The sequence below is a fragment of the Mesorhizobium sp. M4A.F.Ca.ET.050.02.1.1 genome, from assembly GCF_003997725.1.
In the GTDB taxonomy this organism is placed as follows: domain Bacteria; phylum Pseudomonadota; class Alphaproteobacteria; order Rhizobiales; family Rhizobiaceae; genus Mesorhizobium.
In genome coordinates this window covers 1-14740 of record NZ_RZSG01000067.1, presented here as the reverse complement: position 1 = coordinate 14740, position 14740 = coordinate 1, and the positions used below count along the sequence as shown (strand labels likewise).

At 62.3% G+C, this 14740-nt stretch carries 9 protein-coding genes, 1 tRNA gene and 1 pseudogene; 6 read left to right on the top strand and 5 right to left on the bottom strand.

Annotated elements, in window-relative coordinates; translation table 11 throughout:
* Window positions 1-582 precede the first annotated feature (582 nt).
* Window positions 583-1395, bottom strand: coding sequence for a response regulator transcription factor (locus EOA33_RS07945; RefSeq protein WP_126055868.1), 813 nt, complete (start codon window positions 1393-1395; stop codon window positions 583-585).
* Between the two features lie 507 nt (window positions 1396-1902).
* Here EOA33_RS07945 and EOA33_RS07940 point away from each other — a divergent pair.
* The 6 genes from EOA33_RS07940 (at window position 1903) to EOA33_RS07915 (ending at window position 10173) form a co-directional block, all read left to right on the top strand.
* Window positions 1903-3573 (top strand): polysaccharide biosynthesis/export family protein, encoded by a 1671-nt coding sequence (locus EOA33_RS07940; protein WP_190234226.1) that lies wholly within the window; start codon window positions 1903-1905, stop codon window positions 3571-3573.
* 302 nt (window positions 3574-3875) lie between these two features.
* Window positions 3876-5018: a GNAT family N-acetyltransferase gene (locus tag EOA33_RS07935; RefSeq protein ID WP_127400068.1), complete on the top strand. Its 1143-nt coding sequence runs from the start codon at window positions 3876-3878 to the stop codon at window positions 5016-5018.
* A gap of 352 nt (window positions 5019-5370) precedes the next feature.
* A tRNA-Asn gene (locus EOA33_RS07930) sits at window positions 5371-5455 on the top strand.
* A 420-nt stretch (window positions 5456-5875) separates the two neighbouring features.
* Window positions 5876-6904, top strand: a complete 1029-nt coding sequence (locus EOA33_RS07925; protein ID WP_245482272.1) for an alpha/beta fold hydrolase — start codon at window positions 5876-5878, stop codon at window positions 6902-6904.
* A gap of 36 nt (window positions 6905-6940) precedes the next feature.
* Complete coding sequence (locus tag EOA33_RS07920) at window positions 6941-8959, top strand: non-ribosomal peptide synthetase (RefSeq protein WP_127405387.1); 2019 nt, start codon at window positions 6941-6943, stop codon at window positions 8957-8959.
* 41 nt (window positions 8960-9000) lie between these two features.
* Window positions 9001-10173 (top strand): acyl-CoA dehydrogenase family protein, encoded by a 1173-nt coding sequence (locus EOA33_RS07915; protein ID WP_245482271.1) that lies wholly within the window; start codon window positions 9001-9003, stop codon window positions 10171-10173.
* A 79-nt stretch (window positions 10174-10252) separates the two neighbouring features.
* Here the strand turns inward: EOA33_RS07915 and EOA33_RS07910 are convergent, their stop codons facing one another.
* From EOA33_RS07910 to EOA33_RS38910, 4 genes and pseudogenes are all read right to left on the bottom strand, one after another.
* Complete coding sequence (locus EOA33_RS07910; RefSeq protein WP_126055871.1) at window positions 10253-11587, bottom strand: hypothetical protein; 1335 nt, start codon at window positions 11585-11587, stop codon at window positions 10253-10255.
* Window positions 11578-12855: a glycosyltransferase family 4 protein gene (locus EOA33_RS07905; protein ID WP_126055872.1), complete on the bottom strand. Its 1278-nt coding sequence runs from the start codon at window positions 12853-12855 to the stop codon at window positions 11578-11580. The genes EOA33_RS07910 and EOA33_RS07905 overlap by 10 nt, the downstream gene beginning before the upstream one ends.
* A gap of 14 nt (window positions 12856-12869) precedes the next feature.
* A complete protein-coding gene (locus EOA33_RS07900; RefSeq protein WP_127405385.1) occupies window positions 12870-13628 on the bottom strand; it encodes a hypothetical protein in 759 nt (252 codons plus the stop codon).
* Window positions 13615-14740 (bottom strand): annotated as a pseudogene (locus tag EOA33_RS38910) (hypothetical protein); the annotation flags it as partial. The pseudogene EOA33_RS38910 and the gene EOA33_RS07900, both read right to left, overlap by 14 nt.

Sequence of the window (14740 nt, the reverse complement as noted above, 5' to 3'; positions counted from 1 at the left end):
AATCGATGCTTTGCTCACCTTGATAAATCCCCTCAACTTCAAATGGATAGCAAAAAGCTCTTTGTCTGTTTCCTGTAAACGTCCCGCATAACGACACGCACGAATCTGTTAGCAGATCGCCGGCGAGTCAAGCTCTTTCACCGCATGATCCACCGTCCTTTTTTTGCACTGGAATGTGCAATTGCCATGGAATTTTGACCTTCCCAAGCGCGGGAGCCTCGGCCAAATGGTTGGGGTGCCATGCATTCCATTCCGGGCACCTCGCAAGTCTCGCGAGTGCCTCCCGGTCGAACAAGATCTTACGGCGTTGCGTGCCGAAGCGGTCGTGGAAAGAAGTCGATTTTGCCATCCGATACATCGGCCACAAGCGGGCAGGTAAGCGAAGACCCTCCAGTGGTCCTCCCGGGCATCGAACCTAGAGTGGGTTACATCTCGTCTGGGTTCTTTACATCGTCACGCGCCCATGGCGATACGTCTCCACGGCAGCTCTTTGCTACCGTCGCCGGGGTGATTTGAACCTACGCGTTTTCATCGCGGAGCTTCGCATCGAGGCGAGCGAATGCATCAGCCCCGAATAAGCGGTCAAATCGGATGAGCGTTCTCGAGAAAGTGGTACCCCTTCCGTGCTTCAAACAGATCTTGCGGAAAATGAGAGGGCTGAGTTGCCATCTTTTCGTTCCCTGACGGGCCAGTCGCGGGGGTGAGCACACCATGATTCATCGCCCAAACAGCAGCCTGCGTACGATTACGAACCCGAATCTTTCGAAGGATCGCCTTGACGTGGACCTTCACCGTAGCTTCGGCGATTCTAATCTCGCGCGCGATGGTTTTGTTAGAATCCCCTTTGATCAAGCAACGTAGAATACATTTTTCCCTGTCCGACAAAATTGACAGGTCTCTGTCGACATTCTCCATTTTAGCAGCTGCGACTGTCACATCATCCGTCACCGCGTCATATTTAAGATCATGCCTTATGTCCTGAATAAATGTCGAAGGCTCCACAGGTAACACCGTCTGCCCGAGCATAACCAACTCGAGAGCTTTGATGAACGTGTCGGAAGGAGCGACTTTTGATAAATATGCGTCAGCTCCCGCACGAAAGGCCGAAACTATATCGCTCGATCGACAGTGATCGGCCAGCACAACGACGTGGCTGTTCGAACAAATCGCTTTAAAGTCGGCAATTTGTGCGAATTCAGCATCTGCATCAGTACCGCCGACATCCAGGATGAGCAAGATCGGTCGGTGCTGGGGTAGCGGCTTCTGCAGAAGATCGTGAACACAAGCCGCAGAGAAAAGAATACGAAACTTTGCTGTATCCAAGATTCGACTAAGGCCTTCTCGGAGTAACTCGCTCGGCCCGACAAGCACCGTCATGAAAGATTGTTTTGTCATCGTAGCCTCCCCAACGCGCCCGGTAAGGCGCTCGGGGCGCCAACCGCATATCTTTTAAGGTTACGCTAGGAAAACCCTACACCCAAATACCCTCTTTAGGCGTAGGGGCAGCGTCTCGGGACCATCGGGATTTCTCAAACCTGTTGGCCTTGGGGAAGGTATGATGCAGGCGGCGGGCCTGCATTCTTCGCAGCGTAGCGCATTGGACGAGTTCGTCCAAGTCGGTGCCTTATCCGGAAGGAGTGCCCACAAAGGGATAGTTGTGCCGCAGGCGGTGAAGGGTCACGATGAGGAAGAGTCTTGCCCGTCGACCCGTGCTCGACCAGTTCGGGGCGGCATCGTCACCATTGAAGGTGAAAGCCACACGCCATGGCCACAGAACACAATTCCGAGCCCGTCACTCCCTCGTCACGGGCCGGCGGCCGACGGATCAGGGGAATAAGGGCCATCCTGCTGGTCTTTGGACTCTCCGGTGTCGCCGTCCTGGGAGGGGCCGCGGTCAGAAACTTGGAGCCCCTCAACCGGGAGACCATCGGGGTTGTTTCCAGGGCCGTGGCGCAGAAGCTCGAGGATATCTCCGGAGCCGCGGTGCAGAAGGTCGAGGATATCTCCGAAGCCGTGGTACAGAAGGTGTCTGCTGCTATCGATAGCTGGCAAGATCAACCGGTTCAAGCCAGGGCCGAACCCTCCCGCGCGATCGTGTCGGGACCGGATGCGTCGGCCGCGACCTTGGTCGAGGCGAGCGTCGTCCCTGCCGTCCCCGCCATTGCCGAGCGCCCCAAAACCCTCGGCAAGGGACCGGATGCGCCGGCCGTGACGTTGGTCGAAGGGAGCGTCATCCCTGCCGTCCCCACCAGTGCCGGGCGCCCCAAAACCCTCGGCACGGCGCCAGAAACCGGAAGCCTGTTCGGCGTCGGCGACCGTCTCAGGGTCGTGTTCTACGAGCGCGTCGAGGTCGAGGAAGACAAATGGGGGGGCGCGTCCTCAGCCTCAGCCCTGCGCGGCATCCTGCAGCGTCCGGAACTGAGCGGCGAGTACATGGTCCAAGAAGACGGCACGATTTCCGTGCCCTTGCTTGGCTTCATTCCGGTCGCCAACCGGTCGACGCAACAGGTACAGGCCGACCTGGCGGAAACCTTCGAACAATTGCTGGGCCGCAAGGGGCTGGTCAACATCCTGTCGCTGGAGCGACCGCCCATTTACGTGCTGGGGCCAGTCAAGAATCCAGGCTCGTTCAAGTACGCGCCCGGCATGACGATCCTGCACGCCATCGCGCTGGCCGGCGGACTCGACCAGGGCCAGGGCGAGCCGTGGCAGAAGATCGAAGCCGTGCGTGAAAGCCAGAAGCGTAGCGGGGCGATCGATGCAATGTTGAAGTTGCTCGCTCGCGTGGCGGTGCTGAGAGCCGAGCGCGACGGTACGGCGCCCAAGATTCCACGCCAGCTGCTGGAGTTGGCCGGCGCGACTGAAGCCGCCAACCTCATCAGCGAGCAGAGCGACCGGCGCAAGGCCGTCGCAACGGCCCGCAAAGATCGCGAGCGCACGATTTTTCGTGCACTGGAGGCGGCCAGGCAGGATGTTGCCGCGTATGGGCGCATGGACTCGCTCGACGAGCTCATCAAGCTGCGCCAGGAGCGCGTCAACAGCATGCGCACGCTCGTGGACCGCAACGTTCTCAGCATGACGGTGATGGATCAGGTCCGGAGCGAGTTGTCCGACGCGGAACAGCGTCGGAAGGATGCCCTCAACCAGTACGCCATGGCCAAGCAGCGCCTCGCTTCGCTAGAGGCAGAGTCGTTGCAGATCCGGGCCGACCTCATGAACGATCTGGAGGTCGAGATCGAGTCCACCGAGACCCAGATCGCGGCCAATATGCGCGAGTTGAACGCCAGCGAAGGCGTCCTGGACACGCTGCCGATGACCCGCGCCCAGTCTGTGAAGGACGCGAACAGCGTAACCTATCAAATCGTGCGGCAATCGGCAGCCGGACCGGTCAGCATCGAGTCCCTCGGAATGACCCTGCTGCAGCCGGGCGACCTCGTCAACATTATCGTGGGCGACGGCGAGCCAAGAGAGCTGGGCGGCTCGCCGGTCCCGACCTCGTCGCCGACGGCGTCCACTGCCAACGATGCAGGGCTTGGCAGCGAGGTGGCGGAGGAGAGGATCGGTCCGAATTGATGCCCTGCAAGGAAACGAGTGGGAAGCGCCAAACGACCACTCGCCGACAGCTTGAACCGTTTCATGAACGAGCAGGTCCGCCTCAGCTGAGTTTCAAATATCGGCATGGACTGCCCGCCATGGGTAGTCAGGAATAGGGTCTTCACTTCCCGCGCCGGCGATACGAGACTTCTCCAAATAGGCCAAACAGGGCAAACCCCGAGCGCTCCCTGGCTGAACAGCAGCGCGCGTCGAGGACAGGAGTTCTTGATGTCTCAGTCATCGGTGCAGAACCCTATCGTGTGCCTTCAGTAGGACAAGCCATGCGCCAGGATACGGTTATCGACGTTACCGTGGAGGCCTTGCCCGACATCGCGAGACTTGAGACCATTTGGAAGGAGCTCGAAGCCCGAGCAACTTACTCATTCTATCTGTCCTGGCTCTGGATCGGAACCTGGCTGCGGCATCTGCCGGGGGGCGCGCAACCACATGTTCTGGTCGCCCGGACGTCAAGCAGAATCGTTGGGTTGGCGATTGTTTGCCGGCGAAGGGCCTGGAGTTTCGGGCTGCATGCGCGGGCGCGCTGGCTACTCAATGAAACCGGAGATGCTCGTTTCGATCGACTGTTCATCGAGTACAACAACATACTTGCGGAGCGATCCTTGGCCGATGCCACCAGAGTGGCATGCCTCGAGGCCTTAGCGCATCACTTGCGCTACTCTGACCAGTTGGTGCTCTCCGGTATTGATCCGGACTTTGAGTTGGCCGCTTGTCGCACCGCAGGCCGGGCTGGACTCCTTACCGATGTGAGAGCGGACGATACGGCGCGGTGGATTGATTTCGCTAAAGTCCGCCAGAAAGGCGGAAATTTCCGCGCCACCTTGGGCCGCAACACTCGGCAGACGGTAAGCCGTGCCATGCGGCTATATGCTGAACGCGGCCCCATTGCGTTCCGGACTATGGAAGTGACATCGGAGGCGCTCGCCGCATTTAATTTGCTCGCCGAGCTTCATCAGGCGCGGTGGGGACGCAAGGGAGCCTTTGCCAATCCGAGCTTCCGTCGATTTCACGAGGAGCTCATCTCACTCGGAGTTCCCGCCGGGACGGTCCGCATCTCACGGACGTTGGCTGGAGAGCAGACAATCGGAATCCTCTACAATTTCGTGCATGACGGCCGTGTCTACAACTATCAAAGCGGCTTTCTCTATGAGCGCGACGGCCGGCTCAAGCCCGGGCTTGTCAGCCATGTTCTGGCAATTGAGGACAGCATCGGGCGTGGCGAGTGCGGCTACGATTTTCTGGCTGGGTTCTCCGGGCACAAGTCCCATCTGGCCAATGCCGAGCATCCCATGAAGTGGATCGCAATAGGCAGAGACGGTCCGGAGCGCCGCATCGAGGCAAAGCTGCGCGGTGCCAAGCGGGTGCTAGGGACCATTGCTACGAATATGAGAGAGGCCGTGGCTTGAAGCGTCGACCCAAGCAGGGCGGCCAGTCTGATTGGAGGCAGGTTTCTTGGACAATCGGTTCGCGGATCCAGCTCTTGGGCAGGCGAGTACCAGCAGGGGGTGCTGTTTGTCGGGATCGTGCGACTCGACCATTGTCGGTGCCGAACCCCACGGGCGGTCACTAGCAGCGACCCTGCGCGGACCGGGCGCAGCCCGCTCTGAAAGGGAAGGATTTGTAGGTTCCGGGCCTGCCTTGGCATCCATGTTTGCTCTGTATAGCTCGCCCTCAGAGCGGCTGTCTGAAGCAGAGTGCGTCTCCCGTTCAACTCGGGATCAAAGCACCAGTTCGCGCGGCGGGCTCTCAGATCTATGTTTCAGCGTGGCGGAATTGGTAGACGCACCGCACTGTTGATGCGGCGCCGAGAGGCTTGTAGGTTCGACTCCTACCGCTGGAGCCACCATTTCGGGTTGTTGAGCAAGGACCCTTTCGGCCCAGGTAGCTGCTCGCGATTTGCGCTTCAGTGCCTCACGATCCGGAGAGGTCGCCGTCGTCGCCCTCTACCAGGCAGGAGGTCGGGGGTGAGCGTTCTCCCTGTGCCCGAAGCGGACGAGATCGCAGCGCTCTGCTTTTCCGCCTCCGAGTATGGGTCCTACACCGCCCGTGGTCCGGAAGATTGGCTGGCAGGGCTTCCTCCGGCGCTTGACCCGGCTGGAGGCTATCTCCAAGGCCTTGGGGTGGGGCTTAGGCGGTGGTAGTCCGGAATTGGTAGTCCGGAATTGAAGTGCCCGCGATGCCATCATTCGCTTACGATGCACTGCGGATAAACGAGGGCACGCAAGGCACGGGACAGCGCTTCACTCGCATGTCGGGAGGCCCAATGTCGGCGGACGTGATGCAGATCCCGGAGCTTCTCGCGGACCTCGCGGTCAAAGACATCAAGGTCTGGGTGGAGGGCGACCGGCTGCGGTGCAATGCCCCCGCAGGCACTCTGACGGCGGAGTCTACCGACCAGTTGCGGGACCGGAAGGGCGAAATCATCGCGTTTCTGACTATGGCCGCGGTGGCGGCCCGGCAACAGTCTGCAATCATTCCCCTGCAAGCTCGCGGAACACGCACGCCCATTTACGCCGTACCCGGGCATATCGGGGCGCCCTTCTCATTCTCGGACCTGTCTAAGCACCTGGGCGGCGATCAACCGTTTTACGCACTCCAGCCGCCTGGCTTCGATGGGCAAAGCGAGCCGATGGACCGCGTCGAAGACATCGCCGAATATTTCGCCCGCCAGATCTTAGAATATCAGCCCACCGGTCCGTACATCATCGCCGGTTACTGCTCCGGCGCTGCAACCGCTCTCGAGCTGGCGAAAATCCTGCGCCAACGCGGAGCGGAGATCCCATGCACGGCGCTCTTTGGCCCGCTTCACCCCACCACCTATGGGGAATCGCCGCGTCTGCTCTTTTTCCTTGCCAAGCGTAGCGCCGATTCGTTCCTGCGAGAGGCAGCCAAGCTGCCGACATTCGGCGCTCGTCTCCGATTTTTCGGCAGTCGCCTCCGCAATCTCGGCGAGCGCGTCCGCAGCCTCGTGACCCCCATTCGCAAGAGCAATGAGCCGGTCCCGACGGATCCGGTGCTGGCGAGCAGAGCTCGACTCAAATCCACGGCGATCACGGCTTTGCGGCGGTACGTTCCCACGCCGTATTCGGGCCGAGTTTGTATATTCCTTCCGAACAAGGCCTGGATGCGATCGGGTGCAGCACCGCGCCGATGGCTTCGAGTGGTGCCCCATGCCGAGTTCTATTTCGGGCCCGAGGACTGCAACGATACCCTTATGCTGGAGGAACCGGACGCACCTGCCATCGCAGAGGTTTATCGCCAAGCAACCGGGCAAGCTGAACGATTGAGGTGATTGATTTTTTGATTTCTGCAATGGGGAGCGTATCTCATGAATGAAGTCCTACCAATCGCGGCGGAGGGCGTAGCGCTTCCCCTGCTGGAAGATGCCGATCAGCGGGCGCTGGTTATCGAATACAACGCCACGGCAGCGCCCTACCCGTCGGACAGGACGATCATCGATCTCTTCCGCGACCAGGTGGTGCGTAGTCCTGACGCCGAAGTGATCCGCTTCGGCGACGCAGCGCTGACGTATCAGCAGCTCGACGAACGTTCCAACCAGATGGCCGCGCATCTGAGCTCGACCGGCGTGGGGCCGGGTCGGATTGCCGTTGTGTTCATGGAGCACTCTCTTGAAGTCGTCGTCGCGATCTTAGGCGTCCTGAAGTCGGGCGCAGCCTATGTGCCGGTGGATGCGGCAACACCGAAGGGGCGTCTTGCAACAATCCTGAAGGACATTGCCGACGGGACCGACGGGCGGGCGCCGGTGGCGGTCACTCAGGCGCGTCTGCAGTCCGTCATTTCCCCGAACCTTGCCGACATTTTCGTGCTCGACGCCGATTTCGGGTCGATCTTGAATCAGCCGGACTCGGCCCGACCGTCGGCTGCCACTCCGGATGGCGCCGCCTATATCATCTTCACCTCCGGCTCGACCGGCACGCCCAAAGGCGTCGTGATCGAGCATCGGAGCCTGGTGAACTACATCTGGTGGGCCGCGCGGGTGTACAGTTCCGGCGAACGTCTCGCATGGCCGCTTTTCTCATCCCTCGCCTTCGACCTGACCGTCACGACGCTCTTCACGCCACTCATCACCGGTGGCCGCATCGTGGTCTATCTTGGTGATCCCGAGGTCCAGAGCATGGTCGTGCTCAAGGTCATCGACGACAATGCCGTCGATATCATGAAGCTGACGCCGGCGCATCTCGCGATGATCCGCGACCGCAATCTTGAGACCACAAGGCTGCGCAAGTTCATCGTGGGTGGCGAGGACTTCAAGGCCGGATTGGCTCGCGATATCACGAAAGCCATTCCCCATCCTATCGAGATCTACAACGAATACGGACCAACCGAAGCGACTGTGGGCTGCATGATACACCGTTTCGACATCGACCGGGATCAATCCGCATCGGTGCCGATCGGCGTTCCGGCCGCCAATGCGGGCATCTACGTCCTCAACAAGGCACATCAGCCCACCATCCCCGGCATTATCGGTGAGATGTTCATTGCCGGCGACGGCCTGGCGAGAGGTTATTTCAATCGCCCTGACCTCACTGACGAACGTTTCCTCACGGCCACCGATCCCCGAGACCGGTTTTCGAAGCTGCGGCTGTACAAGACGGGCGATCTCGCCCGCTGGAACTCGGATGGGCGCATGGACTTTCTCGGCCGCGCCGATCATCAGGTTAAGGTTGGTGGCGCTCGTATCGAACTGGGCGAGATCGAAGCCCGGCTTCTGAAGCACCCGCATGTTCAGGAATGCGCCGTCGCCGCCATCGCCACCTCGGTGGTGAAACCAGCGATACAAACAATGGCCCAAAACGGCCATGTCGAGCCGCCAGCGGTCGAAGACGGCATCGCACGACTTGTGGCCTATTATGTCTCGTCGAAACCTGTGACCGTGGCGGCCCTGCGCGCCCACCTTGCCGAAGAACTCCTGGAGCCCATGATTCCGACACACTATGTTCGCCTCGAACGGATGCCGCTCACGTCCAACGGGAAGATCGACCGCGTCTCGCTTCCCGAACCGACGGCGGAAAACATCCAGCCTGCACAAGACTTCGCCGCCCCCTCGACGGAGACCGAGAAGACGCTGGCCGCGCTGTGGTGCGATCTCCTCAAGGTCGAGTCGATCGGCCGTGACGACAACTTCTTTGGCCTGGGCGGGCAGTCGCTCTTGGTGATGCGGGCGGTGTCGCGCATGCAAAAGACCTTCGGGGTCGACGTGCAGCTTCGCAATCTCTTCGAGCGACCGACAGTGGCCGGACTGGCGGAAATGATCGACGCAATGCGCTGGGTGGCCGATTCCAGAGTCCCCTCACGCGAGGGACCGAGAGAGGAAATCGAACTCTAGCCTATCGGACGGCCCTCCGAATGGCCCTGGGGCGGATGAAGATGATGGACAAAGCTTGGGTACCTTCGCGTGGATCGGGGCTGCCTTGGGTAGCGGGGGAGTATGAGCTCTTACGGGACCAGGTCCGCCGGTTCGTCGAGGAGGAGATCAAGCCCTGCGCGGATCGCTGGGAAGAGGATGGGTTCATTCCCCGTAAGGTCCTGCGCCGCATGGGCGAACTCGGCTTCTTCGGCATCCGCTACCCGGCCGAGTATGGTGGTGCCGAGATGGACGCGGTTGCATCGACGGTCTTCGCCGAGGAGCTCGGGCGCTCGACCTTTGGCGGCGCCGCCGATGCGATGCTGGTCCACAGCGACATGGCTTCCATGTACGTCTTTCACGACGGAACCAAAGCCCAGCGGGCCCGCTGGATGCCGGGCATTATCAGCGGCGAGGTGATCACCGCGGTCGCCATCACGGAGCCGGATGCGGGCTCGGACGTGAAGGCCATCCGCACGCGCGCGCTCCGAGAGGGCGACACTTACGTCCTCGATGGCACGAAGCTCTACATCACAAATGGCGTCCACGCAGATCTCTACTGCGTCGCCGCCAAGACTGATCCCTCGGCAGGAAGCAACGGAATCACGATGTTCCTCGTCGAGAAGGGCACGCCCGGGTTCAGCGTTGCCCGGGAGTTGGACAAGCACGGCTGGCGCTCCTCCGATACGGCGGAGCTCGTCTTCGACGGTTGCCGTATCCCCGCGGAGAACGTCCTCGGCGCGGAGGGACAGGGCTTCTACTCCATCATGCGCAACTTCCAGAACGAGCGCCTTGTCCTCGCGGCCATGGCGATAGGGACGGCCGAGGCGGCGATCGATATGACCCTCGCCTGGGTGAAAGCCCGCCGCGCATTCGGGGGCGCCCTATGGGACATGCAGGCGATCCGTCAACGTCTCGCGATGCTCTCTGCGAAGGTGGAGGCAGGCCGCCAGTTTCTCTATGCCACAGCTTGGCGCATGGCGGCCGACGAAGATTGCCTGCGCGAGATCTCGATGTTGAAGGCCATCTGCGGCGAACTCGTCAACGAGGTCGCCTATGCATGCGTGCAATTCCACGGCGCCATGGGCGTCATGCGCGAGAGTCCGATCGAGCGGATAACGCGTGACGCCCGCGTCCTAACCATCGCCGGCGGCGCGACGGAGGTGATGCTGGAGGTGGTCGCGTCGATGTCGTGAGCAAAACGCCGCCGCCACATCATGCGTCGCATGCAAACCCCAGCTCAAGGATCGCATCCTGGCCGCCATGCACGACATCTCAGGTCTTGAGCGACGAGGGGGGCGGTTCATCGTGCACAGGGCCGGCGGCAGAATCCAGATTCGTCGCGAAGGCCAAGATGAGGGCCGCACACGCACCCTCGATGCTGACGGCGAGCGTCCAGCCCAGGACCAGGCCTTGAAGTCCACCGAGCTTCGCTCCCGCGATCACGAAGCACAGCTCCAGCAATCCGCCAAGCGCGAACCAGCGAGATGCCTTGCGCATCCTGTCGCCCAACCGCGCCAGCGTGCAGGCATGAAATTTAAGCGTTGATCCCAGCAGGCTGAAGCCGAGGAAGCGCAGGCTCGATCCGGCGATCTCAGGATAGGCCGGATTGAAGACCGCCAGGATCGTCTGCGAATAGGTGAAGACGAAGACGGCGCAGACTAGCGAGAAGAGCAATGACGCCATCACCGACAAAAGGATGTCATGTCTGGATTGTTTCGGGCTCGCTCGCACTACGGGGAACAGGACCGTGGCCATGGCTGCGGGAATCAACGAGGCGATGGAGACCAACATCCACAAGCACACGAAGGCAGCATTGATGGCCGGCGACAGTAGAACCAGCACGAGGTAAGGCATGATGAGGCCCGGCGCCTGCAGGGCCACGTCGAGCGCGTAGTGGTCGAAGACCTTCTTGCGGAGCGTTTGGAGCAGTTGGAAGTCGGGAGGCCCAACGAGTTGACGCGCACCGCCGCGCGTCAACAGGTCCACGCCGACGAGGGACGCCAGCAGGCCGGCCGCCCAGCTCAGAAGAAGCGCGACATGGGAGGTGTAGCCGGCAGCCGCGGCGGCGGCGATCAGCATCAGCTTCAACATGCCGAACAGCACCAGCCGGATCATCCTGCCGGCGCTGCGCAGGTTGCCCAGGAATGCCTGGTCGGCCACGATGGCGAGAACGGTCAGGCCGCAGCCGAGGACGAACGCAATACCCTCGAACCAGCCGCCGATCAGCGCACTCGAGCTGTAGAAGTAGGCATGCCCGAGGACGAACAACAAGGCGAGGCCGACCGCCAGCGCCACCCCGACGCACGCTGCTGCGGCCACCAGGCCGCGCTCCCTGCCAGGATTCCGGACGATCTCGCCCACCAGCATGGTTCCGAGCCCCGCCTCGCCCAGCGTGCCGATAAGCCCCATCACGGACAGCAGCGCTGCGGTGTTGCCGATCACGTCCGGCGAAAACAGCCGCGCCGCGAGCCACCAATAGACAAACCCGAGGCCGGCCGCGGCAGTCGTTCCGATTGCCAGAGCGCCGGAATTCATTACGAGCGCGGCACTCTTTCGAAGCTCTCGACGCACGCGAACAATGGCCGTTCCGGCGCGGTCTACCGACATGGTTGCTGTCCCGAACCTTGCTGCGCCGGCACCGCGGACCTGGCGGCGGCTGGGCGCAGGACGTCCCGGTAGACCTGCTCGATCCGGGTCACCACCGCTCCGGCCTTGAGGCGCTCGACCTTGGCGAGGCTTGTCGCCTCCAGCCGGGCGAGCAAGGCGCGGTCCTCAAGAAGTGTCTGCATTGCGTTGGCGAGGGCCTGCGCGTCGCCGCTCGGCACGAGAAGGCCTGTTTCGCCATGGTCGACAATATCCGGCATGCCGCCGATGTCGGTTGCAACGACTGCCTTTCCGGACGCCATCGCTTCCATGATCACTGTCGCGCAGGCTTCTGGCCCCACCGACGGCAGCACGCCGAACAGTGAGCGCCGCCATGCATGCATGATGGCGGAATGCGGCCACATGTTGAAGACTAGAACGTTCGGCGGAAACTCGGTTGGCGTATCGGCGACCCGGCGCCCGACCAGGACAAGTTGCGGCGCACGCTCCAGGCTGGCATAGGCTTGCAGGAGAACGTCAATGCCTTTGAGGCGCGTCAAGTCGCCGACGAACAGGATGAATTCACTCCCGGGGAGTCCCCGCAGGCAGGCATCTTCCGGGCCAAGCACTTCGACATCGTCAGGCACGAAGTTGGGGATGACGTCGTAAGGAGCACGGCCTTGGGTGAGTCCGGTGTGACGGGCCACCGCGTGGCTCACTGCGATAAAGCGGTCCACCACGCGCCGAGCGGCGAAGCTCGATGCCCAGTTGCCCAAGCTGGTCGCGGCCGCCTTCACCGCGCCGTAATGCCCTGTTGCGCAGGGCAGGCACTTTGCCGGCGCTGGCCCACTGCAGAGATTGGCGCCCAAGTGCATGAAGTTCTTCTTCGCGCAGACAAGGCCGTAATCGTGGAGTGTAACCACGAGGCGTGCACCACTCAGACCTTTGAGCGGCAGGAAGGACGCGTAAATCCAGTTATGGGCGTGAACGATGTCCGGCTCCTCCCGGGCGACCAGCCGCTTCAGGGCAAGCACCAGTTCGGGATCCGGGAAGGGCGGTGCATGGCGGCGCTCGGGATCGGTGTGGAGGCCCGACAGCCGCTGGAGCGTGCCGCGCAGGCGATGCACGCGGACCGCGCCGTCCAGCTCGGTTTCGGGAGATCCGGGATGCATCAAGGTCCCGACGCTGACATGATGGCCCCGCTGCGCCAGAGCTGCGCCGAGATTGCGGACGTGCCGCTCCTCTCCCCCGATCACCGGGGGATAGAACTGCGACAGCAGCAGGATGCGCATGATCGAACCTCATTTCAGTTGCGCGGCACCAGCGTCGAAGCCCTGCGATAGAGCCGGTTATCCTCCGGTCGATAGAGCCGCGCCTCGGCCGTCTGGCGAGTTGCCAAGGCGGGCACCGGGATTTCCTGCGTCCAGGTGTCGCCCGGCGCGACCGCGATCGATCGGAAAACGGCGTACGGTTGCCCATCAAGAGTGATTTCCAGGTCGAATCGCTGAGGTTGGGTCTCGGCGCTCCTGATGCCGACGGTGATCCGGCCGGACCCGGCGCTGGCCCATGGCAACAGCCAGAACTCCGTGTACTTGAATTCCCGGTGGGCCGCTTCGTCCCGGACGGCCAGCGCGTAGGCTCCGCTCGCCACAAGCACCGCTAGCATCACCGCGGCCCCCTGCCAAAGTCGCAGCGGCGCAAGCGCCGGCCGGGCTGGCAGATCGGGAGTGTCGCGTCGGATGGCGGCCACCAGCGCCGCGGCGGCTGTCACCGCGCAGAACCAGACCGCCCAGCCGAGCGGCGTAAGGAAGCCTGTGGCGTTCAGGGCAAAGCCCCCGGCAATGCCGGCGGCCAAGCTTGCTCCGACCGCGTAGGTGAGGTGTTGCAGCACCGAGGTGGTCCGGACGCCAATGGCCCGCAGAATCGAGTGGCCCGAGACGACGAACATCATGGGCGCACCCAAGAGGGTACGGAGGAACACGCTGTCGCTGAGCGCAACGGCCGCCACCGTGACCGCCGCCCACAGACAGGCGACCAGGAGGTCCCGCTTGTTAGTAATTCCCATGCAATCCCCTCACGTCGTAGATCACGATCGAGCCGTTGTCGTAAATGCGGGCGACGCCCTGGACATCATTGAACTTGAGCAGCGCTGCGCCCGAAAGCGGCAGTCCCTTCTGCCGTTGCCACGGCTGAAAGTAGAAGCCCAGCACCGGCGGAGCCGTGGTCAGGCGCAGGTCCACCAGCAGGAAATCAATGTCGCTTCCTGCCAAGGCCCAAAACTCTTCAGGCCCCAATGTCTCACCCTCGAATATGCGCGCGGCATCGACGCCTTCTTTGATCTTGACCCTGACGTCCTGCCGGCCGTAGCTCGCAAGCAGAAGGCGGTTGATGCGGTCGGAGGTGAAGTGGTTTCCGGCACCGAGCCACTCCTTGGCCCAGCGCGCCGTTTCGATTCCCATGGGCTCGACTGAGTCCTGATCTGCCGCCACCCTGTAGCGCCCATGGATGGGATTGATCGTGGCACTCGCGACCCCGCCCACGACGATGACCGCCAGAGCAACGGCCGGTACGATGCGGCGCCACCCGCGCGGCGTGCGGCCCTGCCAGAAGTGGACGATGCTCACCGCGACGACCATCCCGACGCCGATGAACACGAACGTTCCCATGCGGTTGCCGATTTCCCATCCGGCGTTGGTCAGTCGGAAGGCCACCGAGACCGGGAGCCCGAAGGCCAGTAAGGTGAGGAGCACGAGGCGGCTGTCGCGCCAGCGGCGTTTGAGAATGGCCTGGATCGGACGCCAACCCGACCGCTCACCACTCGGCGCAGCCATGGCCAGCGACCGAAAGAATCCCGTTGCCAGGCCGAGTGCCAGCAGGATGAGCGCCAGCAAGGTGGTCAGCCGCATGTAGAGGGCCTTGTCCGGCGCTCCGAGGTGTTCCGATATTGGGGTGGCCGCGCCCAGGATCTTCCCGAGCAATGCGGAGAAGCCGGCCTCGATCACCGGGCCGAAATAGGCTGCGAGAGGGATGCCACTGGCCTGCATCCACAGGAACGGCAGACCTATGGCCAGGATCGCCGTGAGGCCCACGACGACCGCGGCCCCAATCCGCAGGGGGTCGTGCCGGCGCAAAGCCTCGAGGCCCGCCAGCGCCGCGAAATAGATGGCGGCAAAGGCG

Coding starts and splice junctions, on each gene's coding strand:
- EOA33_RS07945 (WP_126055868.1), bottom strand. CDS start 1,395: ATGACAAAACAATCTTTCATGACGGTGCTTGTCGGGCCGAGCGAGTTA.
- EOA33_RS07935 (WP_127400068.1), top strand. CDS start 3,876: ATGCGCCAGGATACGGTTATCGACGTTACCGTGGAGGCCTTGCCCGAC.
- EOA33_RS07925 (WP_245482272.1), top strand. CDS start 5,876: ATGTCGGCGGACGTGATGCAGATCCCGGAGCTTCTCGCGGACCTCGCG.
- EOA33_RS07920 (WP_127405387.1), top strand. CDS start 6,941: ATGAATGAAGTCCTACCAATCGCGGCGGAGGGCGTAGCGCTTCCCCTG.
- EOA33_RS07915 (WP_245482271.1), top strand. CDS start 9,001: ATGATGGACAAAGCTTGGGTACCTTCGCGTGGATCGGGGCTGCCTTGG.
- EOA33_RS07910 (WP_126055871.1), bottom strand. CDS start 11,587: ATGTCGGTAGACCGCGCCGGAACGGCCATTGTTCGCGTGCGTCGAGAG.
- EOA33_RS07905 (WP_126055872.1), bottom strand. CDS start 12,855: ATGCGCATCCTGCTGCTGTCGCAGTTCTATCCCCCGGTGATCGGGGGA.
- EOA33_RS07900 (WP_127405385.1), bottom strand. CDS start 13,628: ATGGGAATTACTAACAAGCGGGACCTCCTGGTCGCCTGTCTGTGGGCG.